Origin of the sequence: Caulobacter sp. D5 (assembly GCF_003185805.1) — a bacterium.
Classification (GTDB): domain Bacteria; phylum Pseudomonadota; class Alphaproteobacteria; order Caulobacterales; family Caulobacteraceae; genus Caulobacter.
In genome coordinates this window covers 1-19,151 of sequence record NZ_QHJY01000211.1, presented here as the reverse complement: position 1 = coordinate 19,151, position 19,151 = coordinate 1, and the positions used below count along the sequence as shown (strand labels likewise).

Here is a 19,151-nt window from a genome sequence, read left to right as displayed (position 1 = left end):
AACCTCTCACCCTCCCACCGCTGCGCGGCGGGCCCCTCCCTCTCTCAAAGAGAGAGGGTTTCTAGGCGGCCGCTCGCTTCCTCAGCCACTTCCGCACAGCCTTCCGCCCCCGCTTCAGCACCCGCCAGGCCGGCCGGCGCAGGAACACCTTCTCGCTCCGCAGCAGCTGCTGCCAGGCCACCAGCAGGATCTCCGGTTCGCGGCGCATCAGGCGGCGGATCGGGAAGATCAGCTTGGGGTGGCGCTTTTGCCAGCGGATGAAGCGGCGGCGGGCCTGGAACGAGTTGCGCAGCACCACCATCAGCCCGATGACCAGCAGCGGCAGGCCGACGTGGCCGGGCAGGGGCGTGAGGATCGCCCCGGCCAGCAGGATCAGGCAGCCCAGGGCGATCAGCGCCAGCCGCGCGATGCGGGCCAGGGTCTCGCGAAGGACGAAGGCCAGTCGCCTGCGGCGCAGGCTCGACAGGCGGCGGACGACCCTGGGGTCGCGGGCGGTCACTGGCCGCGCGGGTTGACCTGGCCCCGGCGCTTGAAGGACTTGCGCCAGCGCTTGGCCACCCGCCAGCGGCGCGGCACGACCAGCTTCTCGATGCGCAACACCTGCTGCCAGGCCACCAGCACCACCTCCGGCTCGCGACGCAGCAGGCGGCGCAGCGGGAAGACCAGCTTGGGGTGGGCGTGCTGGAAGCGCACGAACTGCTTGCGGGCCTTGAACGAGTTGCGCAGCACCAGCATCAGGCCGATGACCGTCAGCGGCACGCCCATGGGGCCGGGCAGGGGCGCGATCAGGAAGCCCGCGGCGATGAACACCAGGCCCAGAGCCACCAGCAGGCCGCGAATGATCCGGCCGAGAAGCTCGCGGGCGAGTTCGTCGGCGGCGGAGAGGCGCACGGGCGTCATGGCGATGGCGAAGTTCATGGGGGGCTGAACGGGGTATGTGGTCCGCCGGTTTCCGACAAAGCGCCGGCCCCCTCTTCCCACACGGTGCATATGGAAACGGGGCGCCCTTCCGTAAAGGCGCCCCGTTCCGCTTTCGTGCCTGTGTTGCGCCTATTCCGCTGCGAGTGGCGCGGGGGCAACAGGTTTCCACTTCAACTTCGGCTTCCGCGCCGCCAGGGTCTCGTCCAGGCGCTTCAGCGGGGCCAGGTGCGGGGCGTTCTTGAACCGCGCGACCTCGCCGGCCTTGGCCGATTCCGCGAGGAGACGCAGCGCCTCGATGAAGCGGTCGAGCTCGGCCTTCGACTCGGTCTCGGTCGGCTCGATCAGCATCGCGCCATGCACCACCAGCGGGAAGTACATGGTCATCGGGTGGAAACCCTCGTCGATCATCGCCTTGGCGAAATCGAGCGTGGTGACGCCGGTGCCTTCCAGCCAGGCGTCGTCGAACAGCGCCTCGTGCATGCACGGCCCTTCGGGGAAGGCCGGGCTCATCAGGTCCTTGAGGCGGGCCTTGATGTAGTTGGCGTTCAGCACCGCGTCCTCGGCCACCTGCTTGAGGCCGTCGGCGCCGTGGCTGAGCATGTAGGCGTAGGCGCGCACGTACATGCCCATCTGGCCGTGGAAGGCGCTCATCCGGCCGAAGGCCTGGGCGGCGACGCCCTCGGCTTCCTCGACCAGCTTGTAGCCGCCGTCGTCATGCACCACCCACGGGGTGGGCGCGAACGGGGCCAGGGCCTCGCTCAGCACCACCGGACCCGCGCCCGGACCGCCGCCGCCGTGGGGCGTCGAGAAGGTCTTGTGCAGGTTGATGTGCATGGCGTCGACGCCGAGGTCGCCCGGACGCACCCGGCCGACGATGGCGTTGAAGTTGGCGCCGTCGCAGTAGAAGTAGGCCCCGGCCGCGTGGGTCAGGCGGGCGATCTCGACGACGTCGCGCTCGAACAGGCCGCAGGTGTTGGGGTTGGTGACCATGATCGCCGCCACGTGGTCGCCGAGCTTGGCTTCCAGGTCGGCGAGGTCGACGCGGCCGTCGTCGGTCTGGGCGATTTCCACGACCGTATAGCCGCAGAAGGCCGCCGTGGCCGGGTTGGTGCCGTGCGCGCTGGTCGGGGCCAGCACGGTCTTGCGGTGGCCCTGTCCGTTAGCTTCATGGGCTGCACGGATCGCCAGCAGGCCGCACAGTTCGCCGTGGGCGCCGGCCTTGGGCGACAGGGCGACGGCGGGCATGCCGGTCAGGGTCTTCAGCCAGTGGGCCAGGCGGTCCATCAGCTCGATGGCGCCCTGCACCGTCGACTGCGGCTGCAGCGGATGGATGTCCGACAGGCCCGGCAGGCGCGCCATCTTCTCGTTGAGGCGCGGGTTGTGCTTCATCGTGCACGAGCCCAGCGGATAGAGCGCCAGGTCGATGGCGTGGTTCTTTTGGCTCAGGCGCACGTAGTGGCGCACCGCTTCCGGCTCGCTCAGGCCCGGCAGGCCGATGGCGTCGTCGCGGGTCAGGCCGGCCAGGGCGCTGTCGGCGGCGACGGCGTCGGGCAGGTCGACGCCGGTCTTGGTCCAGCCGCCCAGTTCGAAGATCAGCGGCTCGTCCTGCAGCAGGCCGCGGCCGCCCGACAGGGAGGTAAAGCCGGTCTCTTCATTGGCGGCTTCGGGACGGGTGGGACGTCCGACATTGTTCATGCTCATTGGACGGCTCCGGCCAGCAGCTTGGCGAAGAAGGTGATGTCGGTGTCGAGCGTGGTCTCGGTCGTGGCGACCAGCAGCACGTCGTCCAGGCCCGAGCCCGGCTCCAGGCGCGAATAGGGCACGCCGGCGATGACGCCGTGGGCGGCCAGGGTCTCGACGACCTCGGCGGCGTCCTTGGGCAGGCGCACGGCGAACTCGTTGAAGAAGCGCGGGGTCAGGACCTCGACGCCCGGGATGGCCGAAAGGGCCTTGGCCGTGGCCAGCGCCTTCTGGTGGTTCAGAGAGGCCAGCTGGCGCAGGCCCTGCTCGCCCAGCAGGCTCATGTGGATCGAGAAGGCCAGGGCGCACAGGCCGCTGTTGGTGCAGATGTTGCTCGTGGCCTTGTCGCGGCGGATGTGCTGCTCGCGGGTCGAAAGCGTCAGCACGAAGCCGCGCTTGCCGTCGGCGTCCACGGTCTCGCCGCAGAGGCGGCCGGGGGCCTGGCGGACGAACTTTTCCTTGCAGGCGAAGAGGCCGACATAGGGACCGCCGAAGTTCAGGCCGTTGCCGATCGACTGGCCCTCGGCCACGGCGATGTCGGCGCCCATGGCGCCCGGCGACTTCAGCAGGCCGTAGGAGACCGCCTCGGTGGTGACCACGATCAGCAGGGCGCCGGCGGCGTGGGCGGCCTCGGCGATCTTGCTGACGTCGGTGGCGGTGCCGAAGACGTTGGGGGTCTGGACGACGACGCAGGCGGTATCCTGGTCGATGGCGGCGATCACCGCGTCCTCGGCGTCGATGGCGGCCGGCAGGCGCAGGGTGGTCACGCCGGCGGCGTGGGCCAGGGTCTCGACCGCGCCGACATAGTGCGGGTGGACGCCGCCCGACAGCACGGCCTTGGTCTTGCGGGTGACGCGCTGGGCCATCATCACGGCCTCGGCCGTGGCGGTGGAGCCGTCATAGAGCGAGGCGTTGGCCACTTCCATGCCGGTCAGGGCGGCGACCTGGCTCTGGAACTCGAACAGCACCTGCAGCGTGCCCTGGGCGATTTCCGGCTGGTAGGGCGTGTAGCTGGTCAGGAACTCCGACCGCTGGATGATGTGGTCGACCGTGGCCGGCACGTGGTGGCGATAGGCCCCGGCCCCGACGAAGAACGGCCCCTCGGCGGCCGAGCGGTTGCGGCGCGACAGGCGCAGCATCTCGCGCTCGACTTCCAACTCGCCGGCGTGGTGGGGCAGGTCCACAGGCTCGCTGCGGCGGGCGACGGCCGGCACGTCGACGAAGAGGTCGTCGATCGAGCCCGCGCCGATCACGCCGAGCATGTCGGCGCGGTCTTCGGGGGTCAGGGGGAGGTAGCGCATGAAAAGCTTCCGCAGCGAACTCCCTTCCCCTTGATGGGGGAAGGGCCGGGGATGGGGGTGGCTTCAGAGCGTGGCAGCCGAAAGTGTCAGCGGTTTCGGCGCTCGCCACGCTCCAAGTTTGGCGGCGGTGGGGTCACCCCCACCCCTGCCCCTCCCCCATCAAGGGGGAGGGGTTCTGGGTCAGAGCGTCGCCAGGAACGCCTCGTAGGCGTCGCGGTCCATCAGGGCGTCGACCTCGGCAGGGTTGCTGAGCTTCAGCTTGGCGAACCAGCCGCCGGCTTCCGGCACGGCGTTGACGGTTTCCGGCGCATCGCCCAGCTCGGCGTTGGCTTCCACCACCTCGCCCGACACCGGGGCGTAGACGTCGGAGGCGGCCTTGACGCTTTCGACGACGGCCAGGCCTTCGCCCTGAGCCACGGTCTTGCCGACTTCCGGAACTTCGACGAACACCACGTCGCCCAGCTGCTCGGCGGCGTAGGCGGTGATGCCGACGGTGGCGATGTCGCCTTCGACGGCGACCCATTCATGGTCCTTGGTGAAACGCATCTTCCTGGCCCTTGATCAGAGTTTGCGGACGTAACGGGTGGGAACGAACGGGGAGGCGACGACCTCGGCGGCCGCCGGCTTGCCCCGGACGATGACTTTCAACTGCGACCCGAGCACGGCATGGGCCGGGGGCACGAAACCAATCGCAATGGCGCCGCCGAAGCTTGGGCCGAAGCCGCCGCTGGTGACCTTGCCGATGACGTTTCCGTCAGCGTCGGCGATCTCGGCGCCCTCACGGGCAGGGGCGCCTTCGAGCACCTTCAGGTTCACGCGGACGCGCGACAGCTCGCCGGCCAGTTCCTTGGTGATGCGCGCCGCGCCCAGGAAGTCGCCGGCTTCGCGGCGGCTCTTGCCGACGGCGAAGTTCAGGCCGGCCTCGATCGGCGAGACGGTCTCGTCCAGGTCGTGGCCGTAGAGCGGCAGGCCGGCTTCCAGGCGCAGGCTGTCGCGGGCGCCCAGGCCGATCGGCTTGACGCGTTCGTCGGCCAGCAGGGTGTTCCAGACGCGCTCGGCGGCGTCGGCCGGCACCGAGATCTCGTAGCCGTATTCGCCGGTGTAGCCCGAGCGGGAGATGATGGCGTCGACGCCGAACGCCGTCAGGGCGCGGGCGTCCATGAACACCATCGTGGCGGCTTCCGGCACGTGGGCGGCCAGCGCGGCGGCGGCCTCGGGGCCTTGCAGGGCCAGCAGGGCGCGGTCTTCCAGGCGGGTGACGGTGGCTTCGCCGGCCAGCTCGCGGGCGATGATCGCGTAGTCGTTGTCCTTGCAGGCGCCGTTGACCACGACGAACAGGCCATCGTCGTCGGGACGGGCGGTCATCAGGTCATCGATGATCCCGCCGTCGGCGTTCAGCAGCACGCCGTAGCGCTGCTTGCCGGGCTTCAGGCCCTGGTAGTCGGCCGAGACCACCTTCTCGAAGCTCTTGGCCGGGTTCTCGCCACGCAGCCGGGCCTGGCCCATGTGCGAAACGTCGAACAGGCCCGCGTGCTCGCGGGTCCAGAGGTGCTCCTTGAGCACGCCGTCCTTGTACTGCACGGGCATCGAATAGCCCGCGAACGGCACCATGCGGGCGCCGGCGGCGACGTGCGCGTCGTAGAGCGGGGTCTTCTTGAGGTCTTCGGTGGACACGCGTAGGGCTCCAAACGGGGACGGCGCTGCAAGCCCGGCTTTCGCCTGGCGATAGCGCCCCCGCTGTCCCTTTGACCTGAGAGATTCCGGACCTGAAACAGGCCCTTGCTCCTTCGGCGGGCAGCTCTCGCAAGCTGCCACTTTCCAGCGTTCCTAAACCCGCGCGGTCCTTTTGCCTGAGCGTTTCCGGGGCGGTTGCGCCTTCGGCCTCGGGAGCGAATCCCGACTTCTCCCGCGAGGGTCAAGGCGGTCAATGAGCGAGGCGGGGGAGGGAGTCAAGCGCGGCCGACGTCAGGTTGTCGGACGACCCGACGACGCCCGGCTTCAAGGCGGGTCGCCGTCCCGGCGTCAGGCCAGCCGCAGCACGGTCGGAGGATAGAGCGAGGCGACCTCGACCAGGGCCTCGTGGGTGCAAAGCGCCCAGTGCCGCAGCACGGTCGGCGGATCGGGCGGAAAGCCCTGCATGGCGGCGACGTAATAGGGGTCGGCATGGCTGCCGGCGCGGATGAATGTCAGGAACGGGCTGTCGGGTGGTTCTTCGACCAGCGTCCGGGTGCTGGGGCCGCCGGTGGGAAAAGGGTCGCCCCGCACGAGAACGCCAACCGTGACCTCCCAACTGAGTTCGAAGGTCTCGCCCTCCGCGGCCTCGACGACCAGCCGCAGGCCGCGGTCGCCGACCACTTCCATTTCCATCAGCGAAGGCGGAAAGGGGATATCGGGCAGTGCTTCGTCCACGGGTTCAAGCCTTGGTGCGGCCGCCCTGGCCGATGAAGCCGACGATCAGGAACTGCAGCACCGCGCCCATGGCCACGCCCAGCAGGGTGACGCCGAGCCAGGCGGTCGGTCCGGCCTTCGGTCCGGCGTTCGCGCTGGCGGTCCAGAGATAGACGGCCCACAGTATGGCCGCACCGGCCGCGGGGCCGATGAAGGCCAGGTTGGCCTTCGCGCCCAGCCGGCGGCGGGCGATCAGCACCAGGATGGCGCAGCCGACGAGTTCGATCAGCGGGCCGACCAGGCTGACCGGGCCGGCCTTGTCCGGAACGGCCGGGCCGCACAGCACCGTCAGCACGATGGCCAGGCAGCCGATCGTCCAGTAGCGGCGAACGCCGATAGGGCCTTCCTTCACGCCGGACCCGGTCAGGCGTGGGGCATGCTGGCGCGCACCTGGGCGCGCAGGACGTCAATGGGGGCCAGGCCCGCGTCGGTCTTGAAGTGCCAGTAGGTCCAGCCGTTGCAGGCCGGGGCCGACTGCACCATGGCGCCGATCTTGTGGATCGAGCCCGACAGGTCGCCGACCGCGATCGAGCCGTCCGGGCGCACCTTGGCGGCATGGTTGCCCTTGGAGCAGTACAGCGTGTCGCCCGGGTGCAGCAGGCCGTTCTCGACGATGGCGCCGAACGGCACGCGCGGCTCGGACCGCTTGCTGCCCATGACCTCCAGGTCCTGCGGCGCGATCGGGATGACCTTGGCGATCCGCTCCTTGGCATGGCCGACATATTCGGCCTCGCGCTCGATGCCGATGAACTTGCGGCCCAGGCGCTTGGCGGCCGCGCCGGTGGTGCCGACGCCGAAGAACGGATCCAGGATCACGTCGCCCGGCTTGGTGGTCGACAGGATCACCCGGTAGAGCAGGGCTTCGGGCTTCTGGGTCGGGTGGGCCTTGGCGCCGTCGGCGCCCTTGATGCGCTCCTCGCCGGTGCACAGCGGGATGGTCCAGTCCGAGCGCATCTGCACTTCGTCATTGGCCATCTTCAGGGCGTCGTAATTGAAGGTGTAGCGCTTGGCGTTCTGGCTCTTGGAGGCCCAGATCAGGGTCTCGTGGGCGTTGGCGAAGCGGGTGCCCTTGAAGTTGGGCATCGGGTTGGTCTTGCGCCAGATGACGTCGTTGAGGATCCAGAAGCCCAGATCCTGCACGGCCACGCCGACGCGGAAGATGTTGTGGTAGCTGCCGATCACCCAGATCGCGCCGTCGTCCTTGAGGACGCGGCGGGCGGCCTTCAGCCACTCGCGGGTGAACTTGTCGTAGGCGGCGAAGCTCTCGAACTGGTCCCAGTGGTCGTCGACCGCGTCGACCTTGGAATTGTCCGGGCGCAGCAGGTCGCCGCCGAGCTGCAGGTTGTAGGGCGGATCGGCGAAGATCAGGTCGACCGACTTCTCGGGCAGGGCGTTCATCGCCTCGATGCAGTCGCCCTGGATGATGGTTTCCGGCCCGAAGGACATGTCCGCTTCCCTGAAAAACACCCAAGGGAATCATGGAGTCCCGTGGTTACCCGGGAATGAACGGTCATGGTTAGCCGACGGTTAATCGCGAATCCGAAATCCGTTAACGACGCTTGATGTTCCCGTAATGTTCCGTATTGTGGACTCGACCGACACGCGAAGAGCCGGGACGAGGGGGACGGGGCATGGCGCTGATCCGCGGTTTCATCGCCGCCAGCCTCGACGGTTGCGTGGCCGACGCGGACGGCGGGGTGCAGTGGCTGGCGCCGTTCCGCAAGGTGGATCCCGGCTACGGCGCCTTCATCGACGACGTCGGCACGGTGGTGATGGGCCGGCGCACCTACGACCTGATCCCGAGCCTGGGTACGGGCTGGCCCTATGCCGGCAAGCGCGGCTTCGTCGTCACTTCGCGGCGGGGCGATCCGGTGCCGCGCGGGGTGAAGTTCTGGCGCGAGGGGGCGCCGGCGCTGATCGAGCGGCTGCGCGAGCTCGACGACGGCGATGTCTGGGTGGTGGGCGGCGCGGGCCTGCTGGCCGCCTTCGCCGAGGAAGGCGCCCTGGACCGTCTGTCGCTGCTGATCGCGCCGGTGCTACTGGGCGAGGGCCTGCGCCTGTTTCCCGAGCGCACCGGCGCGCCGCGTGGGCTGGTGCTGCGGGGGACGGCCGCCCTGGCCATGGGCGTGGTGCGGCTGGACTACGAACTGCCGCCGGTGAGACCGGGGCGGGGCAGGGGCCGGGCGACGGGGCCGCAGGGCGTGGCGGAGGCGTGAGGGGCCGGCGGGCGCCTGGAGCTCGCGAAGAGAGGGGGGGATCCATTCGCGCCGTGTGCGGACGATATTCGGCGTCGGGCCCGTAGCCTGGCCGCCGGCGAGAACCCCGCCAGGCGGGCGTCACCTAACCTTCGCGCCACCGACGTAACAGTGTCTCGCCCCCGACATATCCGCCACGCAGCGCGACGCGCATCGCGAGCGCACGTGGGGATAGTCATGAAGCTCAATACGCCGAGGGGCCGGTCGGCCCTGATGTTCTGCGGCGCGGCCCTGGTGGCCCTGCTGGCGACGAGCGCCCAGGCGGCTGACGCCGTCGTTCCGGCCGCCGCCGACGCCGCGAACCCTGACTCGACCGCCGTCGAGCAGGTCATCGTCACCAGCCAGAGCGAGACCCGCTCGGCCGTGGCCATGCAGGCCCAGCAGATCCAGCGCGTCCTCCCCGGCGCCAGCCCGCTGAAGGCCATCCAGTTCCTGCCCGGCGTCGTCTACCGGACCGCCGATCCGTGGGGCAACAACGAGCAGAACCTGTCGCTGTTCGTCCACGGCTTCTCGACCCAGCAACTGGGCTTCACCCTCGACGGCGTGCCGCTGGGCGACCAGCAGTACGGCAACTACAACGGCCTGTCGGTGTCGCGGGCCGTCACCAGCGAGAACGTCTCCCGCGTGACCCTGTCGTCGGGCGCCGGCTCGCTGGGCGTGGCCTCGACCAGCAATCTGGGCGGCGCCATCGAGACCTTCAGCCGCGATCCGTCGGCCGAGCGCGGCTTCAACGTCCGCCAGACCGTCGGCAGCAACGAGACCAGCCGCACCTTCCTGCGCCTGGACACGGGCGAGATCGCCGGCGGCTTCAAGGGCTACATCTCGTACCTGCGCCAGGACGCCAAGGCCTGGGACTTCGACGGCCACCAGCGCGGCCACCAGGTGAACCTGAAGGTCGATCGCGAGGCCGAGCACGGCGTGCTGACCTTCTACGCCGACTGGCAGATGAAGGTTGAGCCGAACGAGGACGCCACTGCCTTCGGCAACCAGCAGACCACGGCGGCGGCCAGCTACACGCCCTATACCCGCCCGTTCCTCTATCCGAACCTGGCGGCCTGCTCGAGCAACCTGACGGGCGGCGCAGGCACTCCGCCGACGGCCCAGGGCAACAACTTCTCCACCTGCTTCAGCGCCGCCCAGCGCGAGGACATCCTCAGCTACGTCAAGTACGCCTGGAAGCCGACGGACGACTTCACCTGGACCAACCAGGCCTACTATCACTACAACTACGGTCGCGGGATCGTGGCCGGCCCGATCAACACCGCCGGCCTGCCGGCGCTGTTCGCCACCTATTATCCGAGCCTGGTGGTCGGCTCTTCGACCAGCGCCGCGACCCTGGCCAACATCGTCGCCCTGTTCGGCGGTTTCGGGAACGCGGTGCGCACCACCGAGTACCGCATCAACCGTTCGGGCCTGACCTCGACGGCCGAGTGGACCCTGGGCGACCACCAGATCAAGGGCGGCGTCTGGTTCGAGCACAATGAATCGGCCCAGCAGCGCGCCTGGTATCCGATGACCGCCGCCAACAACGACCTGTCGCCCTACGACGTGCCGCGCGGCAAGAAGGTGCTGACCCAGTACGCCGCCGAGTTCTACGTCAACGACATCCAGCTGCACCTGCAGGACCAGTGGCGCGTGACGCCGAAGCTGCTGCTGCAGGCGGGCTTCAAGTCGAGCCTGCAGGACGCCACCGGCAAGTTCCCGATCAACCAGCAGAACCTGCCGACCGTGGCGGTGCCGGTCCACTATCCGACCGGCAGCATCAAGTCGAACAAGTGGTTCCTGCCGCAGGCCGGCCTGCTGTGGGAGGCCACCGACAGCGAGCAGGTGTTCGTCAACGTCCAGCAGAACATGCGCCAGTTCATCCCCTACGGCGCGGGCAGCAACTTCTACGGCGCCTCGCCGTGGAGCCTGGGCACCCAGGCGGCCTTCGACCTGTTCAAGCAGACGGTGAAGCCCGAAACGTCCTGGACCTACGAGATCGGCCTGCGCACCCGTCACGACGTGGCCTTGGGTCCGATCACCGGCGTCGAGGGCCAGATCAGCGCCTATGACGTCAAGTTCAGCAATCGCCTGCTGAACATCGCGCCCTACAGCTTCATCAACCCGGGCCCGGCCATCCTGGCCAATGTCGGCGGCGTCACCACCAAGGGTCTGGACGTGGCCGGCACGCTGAAGTTCGGCGAGCACGTCCAGCTGTACAACGCCCTGTCGTACAACGAGTCCAAGTACGACTCCGACTATCAGAGCGGCACCACCACCGTGGGCGGCGTCTCCACGCCCGTCACCGTGGCGACCGGCGGCAAGACCGTGCCGCTGACGCCCAAGTGGATGAACAAGACCGTGCTGCGCTTCAACCAGGGCCGGTTCGACGCCCAGATCAGCGGCGACTATGTCGGCAAGCGCTACGTGACCTATCTCAACGACCTGTCGGTCAAGTCGATGATGCTGGTCGACCTTCAGGCCGGCTACACCTTCGACATGCCGGCCGACGGCCTGGTCAAGGGCCTGCGGGTCTCGGCCAACATCACCAACCTCTTCGACAAGAAGGGCGTCTCGACGGCCAACGTGACCAGCAACTCGGGCGGCTACACCGCCTACGCCCAGGCCCCGCGGATGGGCTTCGTGACCCTGTCGGCGGACTTCTAGCCTTCAAGCCAACGACTGCGGACAGAGAGGCCCGGCGGGAACCCCGCCGGGCTTTTTCTTTGGGCCTCAGGGCGTCAGCACCACCCCGACGCTGGGCGAGGTTCCACCGTCCACCTGGGCCAGGAAGGCCTGGGCGATAGCCTCGCGGCCCTCGCCGTGCTCGACCGTCAGCCAGCGTGGGGCGCCGGCGACGAAGGGGCCCCAGGCCGCGCCATAGCGGGTCTCGAACTCGCCGGGCGCCCAGTCCCCGCGGCGCTTGGCGATGCGGTCGGGGGCGAAGAAGAACACCGGCTTGGGGCCGGGCAGGGATCCGCCGCCGCGTTCCGTCTCCCAGTGCGTGCCGCCGACCAGCAGGGAGAAGGCCAGATCCTCGCCGAAGGTCTCGTGCACGCTGCGCAGCACGGCCGCGTCGCCGGCGAAGTCGACGAATACCGCCGGGCGCTCGATCGGCGCGGTCGGCAGGTCGGCATAGGTCACGACCTGGTCGTAGACGCCCAAGGCTTCGACGAAGGCGACGTTGCGCGGCGAGGTCAGGCCGACGACCTTGGCGGCGCCCCGGCGCTCGAGCAGGTGGGCCAGGCCGATCGCGGTCTTGGCCGAGGCGCTGGAGAGGATCACCGATTTGCCGCCGAACAGGGCGCTCTCGTCGAGAAAGTCCTCGATCAGGAACGAGGTGATGAACAGGGGCTGCAGCAGCGCCTTGTGCGCCTCCAGCCCGTCGTCTTCGCCCACGGCCTGATACTGGTTGTAGACCGCCGCCAGGTGGGCGCGGTGGGGCGAGACGTCGGTGAAGCCGGTGCGTCCCGGCTTGGCCTGCACCGTCAGGTGCGTCGACATCGGCCAGTAGCCGTAGAACCGCTGGCCGACGGCGATGTCCGGATGCGCCGAGGCCTCGACCCGGGCGTGGCCCCAGACCGGTACGCGCCCGAAACCGTCCGGCGCGGGGAAGAAGTCCGAACACGGCGTAGGTGATGTTGTTGGCGGTCAGGGCGAAGCTCTCGATCGCCAGTCTTGCCTGGCCGTCCTCGAGCGGCGGCGGCTCTACCTCGCGGAATTCGGTGCGGCGCAGGTCGGACTTGGCGACCAGAAAATCCCAGGCCATGGCGAGCCTCCCGTTCGTCGCCGGGAGTAGGCGGCAGGCTCGAACGCAAGTCAAACGATTGTTTGAATTCTTGCCGCCCGCTGCGTCAACGGCGCATGGTCGCCGGCAAAAGGGAGAAACGACCATGAGTCTTTCGGGCAAGACCCTGTTCATCACCGGCGCCAGCCGCGGCATCGGCCTGGCCATCGCGCTGCGGGCCGCGCGCGACGGGGCCAATATCGTCGTCGCCGCCAAGACCGCCGATCCGCACCCCAAGCTGCCCGGCACCATCTACACCGCCGCAGACGAGATCGCCGCGGCCGGCGGTGCGGCCCTGCCGCTGGTGGTCGACGTGCGCGACGAGGCCAGCGTGCAGTCGGCGGTCGACCAGGCCGTCGAGCGGTTCGGCGGCATCGACATTCTCGTGAACAACGCCTCGGCCATCTCGCTGACCGGCACGCTGTCGACCGACATGAAGCGCTACGACCTGATGCACCAGGTCAATACGCGCGGCACCTTCCTGACGTCGAAGGCCTGCATCCCGCATCTGAAAAAGTCGGCCAATCCGCACGTGCTGATGCTGTCGCCGCCGCTCGACATGAGCCCGCGGTGGTTCGGCGGCCACGTGGCCTACACCATGGCCAAGTTCGGCATGTCGATGTGCGTGCTGGGCATGGCCGAAGAGTTCAAGAGTGACGGGATCGCCTTCAACGCCCTGTGGCCGCGCACCGGCATCGCCACCGCCGCCATCCAGTTCGCCCTGACCGGCGAAGAGGGCTTGCGCCACTGCCGCACCCCGGAGATCATGGCCGACGCCGCCCACGCGATCTTCGAAAAGCCGTCGCGCGAGCTCACCGGCCAGTTCCTGATCGACGACACGTTCCTCTACGGCGAGGGCGTGCGCGACTTCGACCAGTACCGCGTGGATCCCACCGCCACCCTGATGCCGGACTTCTTCGTGCCGGAGGACATCGTCCCGCCGCCGGGGGTGGTGATCGGCTGAACCGTTCCACCACCCGTAAAATCCCCGCGAAAGCGGGGACCGAGGTGTTTTATCGTCGAGCGCCGTGGGTTTCAGAAAAAGCCTGGGTCCCCGCTTTCGCGGGGATTTTACGGAAGAGGGGGCGGGCGGGGGCGCCCTGTAACCCCTCCCCCTCTCCTTGAGAGAGGTGCTACTTGCGCTTCCGCGCCGCCACCGCCAGCGCTCTATGGGCCCACTCCACCAGCAGGTCCGGGTCGTCCATGGCCTCGGCCGGAGCGCTCCAGTAGGCCATGGGCTTGCCTTCGCCGAAGGGATCGAAGGCGAGGCTGCCGGCGGCTTCGAACTGGGGCTTCAAGGTCTCGTCGCCCTTGAGGTAGAGGGTGTCGTCGTCGAGGATCGCGAAGAACAGGCCGTTCGCGTAGAGCCCGACTCCGCCGAACATCCGCTTGGGCTTCAGCTGTCCCAGCGGGGCCAGCTGCTCCAGCACGAACTCCAGGAAGTCATCCGAAACCGCCATGCCCGTCACCATCCGTCCCGCCGCGCCCGCCGACGCCGCCCTGATCCTGTCGTTCGTCCGCGACCTGGCGGAGTACGAGAAGCTGCTGCACGCGGTGGAGGCTACGCAAGCCCACATCGAGGCGGCGCTGTTTTGCGAGCATCCCAAGGCCTTCTGCGACATCGCCGAGATTGACGGCGAGCCGGTGGGTTTTGCTTTGTGGTTCTACAACTTCTCGACCTTCGTCGGCCGCCACGGAATCTATCTGGAGGACCTGTTCGTGCGGCCGGCCGCGCGGGGGTCGGGCGCGGGCAAGGCGCTGTTGGCCAACCTGGCGCGTCGCTGCGTGGCCGAGAACCTGGGGCGGCTGGAGTGGGCCGTGCTCGACTGGAACGCCCCGTCGATCGCCTTCTATGACAGCCTCGGGGCGGCGGCGATGGACGAGTGGATCGTGCGGCGGATGACCGGCGAAGCGCTGGAGCGGCTGGCGGCGAGCTGAGGCGCTACTCCAGCCGGTCGGCCTTGCGCAGGGCCGGGAACAGCCAGGCCCAGGTTCCGGTGACGACCATGGCCCCCAGGCCGCCGAACACCGCCGCGCCGACGGGGCCGAGCAGCCAGGCGACCGCGCCGCTCTCGACCTCGCCCAGCTCGTTGGAGGCGCTGATGAACACGCCCGAGACGGCCGAGACGCGGCCGCGCATGGCGTCGGGGGTGACGATCTGCACCAGGGTCTGGCGGACATAGACCGACAGCATGTCGGCGCCGCCCAGCACCGCCAGCGACGCCACCGACAGCCAGACCAGCTTGGACAGGCCGAAGACCACGGTGGCCGCGCCGAACACGAACACCCCGGCGAACATGATCCGGCCGGCGTGGCGGCGGATCGGTTGGCTGGCCAGGTAGAGGCCGACCAGGGTCGCGCCGATGGCCGGCGAGGCGCGCAGCAGGCCAAAGCCGCCGGGGCCGATGTGCAGCACGTCGCGGGCGAAGACCGGCAGCAGGGCCGTGGCCCCGCCGAGGATCACCGCGAACAGGTCCAGCGAAATCGAGCCGAAGACGATCTTGTTGTTCCAGACATAGGCCAGCCCTTCCTTGATCAGCTCCAGGCGCGAGCCGGGCTGGGCCTCGGGCTTGGTCGGCCGGCGGATGGCCGACAGCAGCAGCAGGCCGACGACATACAAAGCCGCTGCGCCGCCGAAGGCCAGGCCCGCCGAATGCACCAGCAGCAGGCCGCCCAACGCCGGGCCGACGATCGAGCCGGCCTGCCAGGCCAGGGCGTTCCAGGCGATCGCCCGGGGCAAGAGCGGCCGGGGCACCAGCATCGGTCCCATGGCGCCGGTCGCCGGGGCCATGAAGGCGCGGCTGGCCCCGAAGAACACGGCGACGACGAAGATGGGCCACAGAGCGTGGATGCCCTTGATCGCCAGGAAGAACAGGATCAGCACACTGACGATGTCGATCCCCAGGGTGATCATCGCGATGTGCTTGCGGGTGCGGCGGTCGGCCGTCTCGCCGGCCAGCAGGGTCAGCAGGAACAGCGGCACGAACTGCGCCAGGCCGATCATGCTGACCATGAAGGCCGACTCGCCGACCGACATGGTCTGGCGGGCGATAGCGTAGACCTGCCAGCCCAGGGCCACGGCCTGGATCTGCACCCCCAGCGTGCCGACGAAGCGCGCCCCCCAGAAGCAGAGATAGTCCCGCTCGCGCAGCAGGGCGCGGGTCGAGGTGTCGGGTTCGGGCGGCGACGCGGGGGAGGCGGGGTCTGACATTTCGGCGCGGACCCTGCCCCTTGAGGCGAAGCGTCGCAATCGCGTTTGTCTCATAAGGCCGTCGATTTCGTTGACGTCGGGGTCATACGGCCCTATGCCGCCCGCCTCTGCCACGGGGAGCGCCGCTCATGCGACGCCTGCGACGAACCTGCGCCGCGCCGACTTCGGTCCGCGCCTGAACGCCCCGGAAAGGCGGCCGTCGCGGCCGCGTCACGCGCCGGGGATAAAGCCCCCTGCACGTACCCGGATCATCGCCGCACCATGACTGCTTCTTCTGCCGCCGTTCTTCCTCAAGACGCCCCCGCCATCGAGGTCGAGGCCCCGCGCCACGCCGCCGCCGTCGAGGCGCTGGTCGATCGCGCCTTCGGGCCGGGCCGGTTCGCCAAGTCGTCCGAGCGGCTGCGCGAGGGCAATCGCAAGCTGGACGACTGCTCGTTCGTGGCCCTGCGCGGCGACCAGGTGATCGGCAGCGTGCGCCTGTGGCCGGTGACCATCGGCGGCAAGCCGGTCGCGTTCCTTGGCCCGCTGGCGGTCGATGCGACCCAGCGCAGCGCCGGCCTGGGCCAGGCCCTGGTCGAGACCGCCTGCGCCGCCGCCGCCAAGGCCGGCTGGAAGGCCGTGCTGCTGGTCGGCGACGCGCCCTATTTCGCCCGCATCGGCTTTTCGGCCGCGCCGGCCGCCAAGGTCGTGATGCCTGGTCCGGCCGACCAGCGCCGGGTGCTGCTGAAGGCCCTGGTTTCCGGCGGCGACGAAGGCTTCGAAGGCCGCGTCGCGGTCGCTTAGGGCCAGCATCGCTTGAGCCCGGAGCGCGCATGGCCTACCTGAGGGCCATGCCCTCCGACACAGCCCGCACCGGACTTCAAGGCGTCGCCGACGCCGCCAAGGCCGCGCAAGGCGGCGAGGGGGAAAAGCGCGGCCTGCCGCCGGTGCACCTGTGGAACCCCGCTCACTGCGGCGACATCGACATCCGCATCCGCAAGGACGGGGTCTGGTTCCACGAGGGCTCGCCGATCGGCCGCGAAGCCCTGGTGCGGCTGTTCTCGACCATCCTGCGGCGCGACCCCGACGGCTTCCACCTGGTCACCCCGGTCGAGAAGATGAAGATCGTGGTCGAGGACGCGCCGTTCATCGCCGTGCGCGTCGATCGCGTGGGCGAGGCCCTGCGCTTCCTGACCAATGTCGGCGACGAGGTCGAGGCAGGGCCGGAGAACGCCATCCGCGTCGAGGAGGATCCGGCCACCGGCGAGCCCCGGCCCTATCTGCACGTGCGCCGGGGGCTGGAGGCGCTGATCGCCCGCCCGGTGTTCTACGAGCTGGTCGAGATGGCGGCCGAGGGCGACACGCCGGACGGTCCGCGCCTGGGTGTCGCGTCCAACGGCGCCTGGTTTCCGATCGGGCCAGGGGAGGCCGAGCCGGCATGATCCCGCATGCGGACGTGGCGGCGCGGCGGGCCTGGATCCGCGAGCGCCTGGACCCGATCGAGGCCTATGATCCGAGTGTGGAGAACGTCTGGCGCTCGGACTACGACCTCAATCCGGGCCTGAAGATGGACAATCCGCACGCCCTGCGGCCGGCCGCGGTGCTGATCGGCCTGGTCGAGCGCGGCGACACGCTGAACGTCATCCTCACCCGCCGCTCGGACGCGCTGCGCAGCCACACTGGCCAGATCGCCTTTCCCGGCGGGCGCTGCGACCCGGGCGAGACCCCCTGGGGCACGGCCCTGCGCGAGGCCGACGAGGAGGTGGGGCTGGATCCGCGCTTCGTCGAGGTGGCCGGGCTGCTGCACGGCTACGCCACGGTGACGGGGTTCTATGTGACGCCGGTGGTCGGCTTCGTCGATCCGGACTGCACGCTGACCGCCAATCCCGACGAGGTGGCCGACGTCTTCGAGACGCCGTTCGACTTCCTGATGAATCCGGCCAACCACCAGCGCCAGCATCGCGATACGCCCACGGGGCCGCGCTACTTCTACGCCATGCCGTGGAACGAGCGGTTCATATGGGGCGCGACGGCCGGGATGTTGCGGGCGCTGTACGAACGGTTGCACCCTGATGTCCCGACAGTTGGGGACGACGGTGTTTCCCCTCTTGGCGGGTCGAGCCATTCCCTGAAATAGTCGTTTGAAAGCAGGACGTCCCACCCGCGCCAACGGGAGGCGGCCTGCCGTTGCGTAAAGGGGGACTTCGCGTGCAGACCCAGACCATCGGCAAGGCGCCGTGGATGGAATGGCCCGAGACCAAGGCGGTGATCGCCGCGCTCGAGGCCAAGGGCCGGCCGGGTTGCGCCCGCTTCGTGGGCGGCTGCGTGCGCAACACCCTGATGGGCAAGCCGGTCGACGACATCGACATCGCCACCACCCTGACGCCCGACCAGGTGATCGAGGCCCTGGGCGAGGCGGGCCTGAAGGCCATTCCCACCGGCGTCGACCACGGCACGGTGACGGCGGTGGCCAAGAAGATCCCGTTCGAGATCACCACCCTGCGCCGCGACGTGTCGACCGACGGCCGCCGGGCGGTGGTGGCCTTCACCCATGCCTGGGAAGAAGACGCCCAGCGCCGGGACTTCCGTTTCAACGCTCTCTATGTCGACGGCGAGGGCCGGCTCTACGACCCGACCGGCCACGGGGTGCAGGACGCCAAGGACGGCAAGGTGGTGTTCGTCGGCGAGCCGATGACCCGCATCCGCGAGGACTATCTGCGCATCCTGCGCTTCTTCCGCTTCCAGGCCTGGTACGGCAAGGGCGAGCCCGACCAGAAGGCCCTGGCCGCCTGCAAGGCGCTGAAGGGCCTGGTCTCGGGCCGCGCCGCCGAGCGGACCCAGAAGGAAATCCTCAAGCTGCTGGCGGCTGACGATCCGCGTCCGGCTCTGCGGCTGATGGCGGCGACCGGCGTGCTGGCGGCGATCCTGCCGTTCGTCAAATCGCTGGCGCGCCTGGACGGCCTGGTGGCCATCGAGACCGAGCAGTTGTTCGAGAACGACGTCGAGCTGCGCCTGGCCGCCCTGATCCCCGACGACGTGGCCCTGGCCCGCGAGCTGGCCGAGCGTCTGCGGCTGTCCAACGCCCTGAAGGAGCGGCTGGCCGAGGCCGTCGGCACCTCGCCGCGGATCGTCTCGTGGATGAGCCCGCGCGAGGCCCGCCGCGCCGTCTACGCCCTTGGCCTGCGCACCTTCACCGACCGGGTGAAGCTGGCCTGGGCCGCCTCGACCCGTCTGGCCACCACCCCGCAGTGGCGCGCCCTGCTGGCCCTGGCCGAGACCTGGGACCAGCCGTCCTTCCCGCTGACCGGCGAGGAAGTGATGCGCGCCGGCGTGCCCAAGGGGGCGCTGGTCGGCGAGGTGATGCGCGAGGTCGAGATCTGGTGGATCGACCAGGACTTCATCGAGGACAAGCTGTCGGTGATCGAGCGCCTGAAGGCGGTGGTCCAGGGCATGGCGGTTTAGGACGTCCTTCTCCCCTTGCGGGAGAAGGTGTCGGCGCAAGCCGACGGATGAGGGGTCTCTCAGAC

General features: G+C 69.3%; 19 protein-coding genes, 1 pseudogene and 1 riboswitch. Of the genes and pseudogenes, 8 read left to right on the top strand and 12 right to left on the bottom strand.

The features are described 5' to 3' along the window. Positions 1–61: 61 nt before the first annotated feature. The 9 genes from DMC18_RS14720 to DMC18_RS14680 all read right to left on the bottom strand — a co-directional run bounded on the left by DMC18_RS14720 (position 62) and on the right by DMC18_RS14680 (position 7,856). The gene (locus tag DMC18_RS14720; protein ID WP_233245254.1) at positions 62–499 is read right to left on the bottom strand and encodes a hypothetical protein; all 438 of its coding nucleotides are present in this window, start codon (positions 497–499) and stop codon (positions 62–64) included. Next, complete coding sequence (locus DMC18_RS14715) at positions 496–918, bottom strand: hypothetical protein (RefSeq protein ID WP_110120041.1); 423 nt, start codon at positions 916–918, stop codon at positions 496–498. Before DMC18_RS14715 ends, DMC18_RS14720 begins: the two co-directional genes overlap by 4 nt. 132 nt (positions 919–1,050) lie before the next feature. After that, entirely contained in the window at positions 1,051–2,622 is a 1,572-nt protein-coding gene (gene gcvPB, locus DMC18_RS14710; protein WP_110120040.1) for an aminomethyl-transferring glycine dehydrogenase subunit GcvPB, read from the bottom strand. Further along, positions 2,619–3,962 carry an aminomethyl-transferring glycine dehydrogenase subunit GcvPA gene (gene gcvPA, locus DMC18_RS14705; RefSeq protein WP_110133043.1) on the bottom strand — a complete coding sequence of 448 codons (1,344 nt, stop codon included), beginning with the start codon at positions 3,960–3,962 and terminating at the stop codon, positions 2,619–2,621. Before gcvPA ends, gcvPB begins: the two co-directional genes overlap by 4 nt. Before the next feature lie 180 nt (positions 3,963–4,142). Then, positions 4,143–4,508, bottom strand: a complete 366-nt coding sequence (gcvH, locus tag DMC18_RS14700) for a glycine cleavage system protein GcvH (RefSeq protein ID WP_110120038.1) — start codon at positions 4,506–4,508, stop codon at positions 4,143–4,145. Positions 4,509–4,523: 15 nt separating this feature from the next. Continuing rightward, the gene (gene gcvT / locus DMC18_RS14695; RefSeq protein WP_110133042.1) at positions 4,524–5,636 is read right to left on the bottom strand and encodes a glycine cleavage system aminomethyltransferase GcvT; all 1,113 of its coding nucleotides are present in this window, start codon (positions 5,634–5,636) and stop codon (positions 4,524–4,526) included. Between the two features lie 154 nt (positions 5,637–5,790). After that, positions 5,791–5,881, bottom strand: a riboswitch (glycine riboswitch). A gap of 103 nt (positions 5,882–5,984) precedes the next feature. After that, a complete protein-coding gene (locus DMC18_RS14690) occupies positions 5,985–6,371 on the bottom strand; it encodes a hypothetical protein (protein WP_146218083.1) in 387 nt (128 codons plus the stop codon). A 4-nt stretch (positions 6,372–6,375) separates the two neighbouring features. Next, positions 6,376–6,762, bottom strand: a complete 387-nt coding sequence (locus DMC18_RS14685) for a hypothetical protein (RefSeq protein ID WP_110120034.1) — start codon at positions 6,760–6,762, stop codon at positions 6,376–6,378. Between the two features lie 11 nt (positions 6,763–6,773). Then, positions 6,774–7,856: a site-specific DNA-methyltransferase gene (locus tag DMC18_RS14680; protein ID WP_110120033.1), complete on the bottom strand. Its 1,083-nt coding sequence runs from the start codon at positions 7,854–7,856 to the stop codon at positions 6,774–6,776. A 185-nt stretch (positions 7,857–8,041) separates the two neighbouring features. Between DMC18_RS14680 and DMC18_RS14675 the strand changes: the two genes are divergently transcribed. Then, positions 8,042–8,626: a dihydrofolate reductase family protein gene (locus tag DMC18_RS14675; protein ID WP_110120032.1), complete on the top strand. Its 585-nt coding sequence runs from the start codon at positions 8,042–8,044 to the stop codon at positions 8,624–8,626. 216 nt (positions 8,627–8,842) lie between these two features. Continuing rightward, the gene (locus DMC18_RS14670; protein WP_110133041.1) at positions 8,843–11,314 is read left to right on the top strand and encodes a TonB-dependent receptor; all 2,472 of its coding nucleotides are present in this window, start codon (positions 8,843–8,845) and stop codon (positions 11,312–11,314) included. A 66-nt stretch (positions 11,315–11,380) separates the two neighbouring features. Here the strand turns inward: DMC18_RS14670 and DMC18_RS14665 are convergent. After that, positions 11,381–12,208 (bottom strand): annotated as a pseudogene (locus tag DMC18_RS14665) (DUF2855 family protein); the annotation flags it as partial. A 332-nt stretch (positions 12,209–12,540) separates the two neighbouring features. On the opposite strand from DMC18_RS14665, the gene DMC18_RS14660 reads away from it, so the two are divergent. After that, the gene (locus DMC18_RS14660; protein ID WP_110120030.1) at positions 12,541–13,398 is read left to right on the top strand and encodes an NAD(P)-dependent oxidoreductase; all 858 of its coding nucleotides are present in this window, start codon (positions 12,541–12,543) and stop codon (positions 13,396–13,398) included. A gap of 169 nt (positions 13,399–13,567) precedes the next feature. On the opposite strand, the gene DMC18_RS14655 is transcribed toward DMC18_RS14660, so the two are convergent. Continuing rightward, positions 13,568–13,894 (bottom strand): TfoX/Sxy family protein, encoded by a 327-nt coding sequence (locus DMC18_RS14655; protein ID WP_110120029.1) that lies wholly within the window; start codon positions 13,892–13,894, stop codon positions 13,568–13,570. Between DMC18_RS14655 and DMC18_RS14650 the strand changes: the two genes are divergently transcribed. Beyond that, complete coding sequence (locus tag DMC18_RS14650; protein WP_110120028.1) at positions 13,893–14,372, top strand: GNAT family N-acetyltransferase; 480 nt, start codon at positions 13,893–13,895, stop codon at positions 14,370–14,372. The two genes, DMC18_RS14655 and DMC18_RS14650, sit on opposite strands and share 2 nt — an antisense overlap. 4 nt (positions 14,373–14,376) lie before the next feature. Here the strand turns inward: DMC18_RS14650 and DMC18_RS14645 are convergent, their stop codons facing one another. Then, positions 14,377–15,645, bottom strand: coding sequence for an MFS transporter (locus tag DMC18_RS14645; RefSeq protein ID WP_110120027.1), 1,269 nt, complete (start codon positions 15,643–15,645; stop codon positions 14,377–14,379). A 261-nt stretch (positions 15,646–15,906) separates the two neighbouring features. Between DMC18_RS14645 and DMC18_RS14640 the strand changes: the two genes are divergently transcribed. The 4 genes from DMC18_RS14640 (at position 15,907) to DMC18_RS14625 (ending at position 19,086) form a co-directional block, all read left to right on the top strand. Continuing rightward, positions 15,907–16,428, top strand: a complete 522-nt coding sequence (locus DMC18_RS14640) for a GNAT family N-acetyltransferase (RefSeq protein WP_110120026.1) — start codon at positions 15,907–15,909, stop codon at positions 16,426–16,428. Between the two features lie 47 nt (positions 16,429–16,475). Further along, entirely contained in the window at positions 16,476–17,066 is a 591-nt protein-coding gene (locus tag DMC18_RS14635) for a DUF1285 domain-containing protein (RefSeq protein ID WP_110120037.1), read from the top strand. Further along, the gene (locus tag DMC18_RS14630) at positions 17,063–17,761 is read left to right on the top strand and encodes a CoA pyrophosphatase (RefSeq protein ID WP_110120025.1); all 699 of its coding nucleotides are present in this window, start codon (positions 17,063–17,065) and stop codon (positions 17,759–17,761) included. The genes DMC18_RS14635 and DMC18_RS14630 overlap by 4 nt, the downstream gene beginning before the upstream one ends. A gap of 104 nt (positions 17,762–17,865) precedes the next feature. Next, on the top strand, positions 17,866–19,086 hold the full coding sequence (locus DMC18_RS14625) for a CCA tRNA nucleotidyltransferase (RefSeq protein ID WP_110120036.1): 1,221 nt from the start codon (positions 17,866–17,868) through the stop codon (positions 19,084–19,086). The last annotated feature ends 65 nt before the right edge of the window (positions 19,087–19,151 follow it).

Bases quoted from the DNA above. Each gene is read 5' to 3' on its own strand.
- DMC18_RS14680 (WP_110120033.1), bottom strand. From the start codon at position 7,856: ATGTCCTTCGGGCCGGAAACCATCATCCAGGGCGACTGCATCGAGGCG.
- DMC18_RS14715 (WP_110120041.1), bottom strand. From the start codon at position 918: ATGAACTTCGCCATCGCCATGACGCCCGTGCGCCTCTCCGCCGCCGAC.
- gcvH (WP_110120038.1), bottom strand. From the start codon at position 4,508: ATGCGTTTCACCAAGGACCATGAATGGGTCGCCGTCGAAGGCGACATC.
- DMC18_RS14650 (WP_110120028.1), top strand. From the start codon at position 13,893: ATGCCCGTCACCATCCGTCCCGCCGCGCCCGCCGACGCCGCCCTGATC.
- DMC18_RS14625 (WP_110120036.1), top strand. From the start codon at position 17,866: ATGGAATGGCCCGAGACCAAGGCGGTGATCGCCGCGCTCGAGGCCAAG.
- DMC18_RS14635 (WP_110120037.1), top strand. From the start codon at position 16,476: ATGCCCTCCGACACAGCCCGCACCGGACTTCAAGGCGTCGCCGACGCC.
- gcvPB (WP_110120040.1), bottom strand. From the start codon at position 2,622: ATGAGCATGAACAATGTCGGACGTCCCACCCGTCCCGAAGCCGCCAAT.
- gcvPA (WP_110133043.1), bottom strand. From the start codon at position 3,962: ATGCGCTACCTCCCCCTGACCCCCGAAGACCGCGCCGACATGCTCGGC.
- DMC18_RS14640 (WP_110120026.1), top strand. From the start codon at position 15,907: ATGACTGCTTCTTCTGCCGCCGTTCTTCCTCAAGACGCCCCCGCCATC.
- DMC18_RS14675 (WP_110120032.1), top strand. From the start codon at position 8,042: ATGGCGCTGATCCGCGGTTTCATCGCCGCCAGCCTCGACGGTTGCGTG.
- DMC18_RS14630 (WP_110120025.1), top strand. From the start codon at position 17,063: ATGATCCCGCATGCGGACGTGGCGGCGCGGCGGGCCTGGATCCGCGAG.
- DMC18_RS14660 (WP_110120030.1), top strand. From the start codon at position 12,541: ATGAGTCTTTCGGGCAAGACCCTGTTCATCACCGGCGCCAGCCGCGGC.
- DMC18_RS14670 (WP_110133041.1), top strand. From the start codon at position 8,843: ATGAAGCTCAATACGCCGAGGGGCCGGTCGGCCCTGATGTTCTGCGGC.
- DMC18_RS14645 (WP_110120027.1), bottom strand. From the start codon at position 15,645: ATGTCAGACCCCGCCTCCCCCGCGTCGCCGCCCGAACCCGACACCTCG.
- DMC18_RS14655 (WP_110120029.1), bottom strand. From the start codon at position 13,894: ATGGCGGTTTCGGATGACTTCCTGGAGTTCGTGCTGGAGCAGCTGGCC.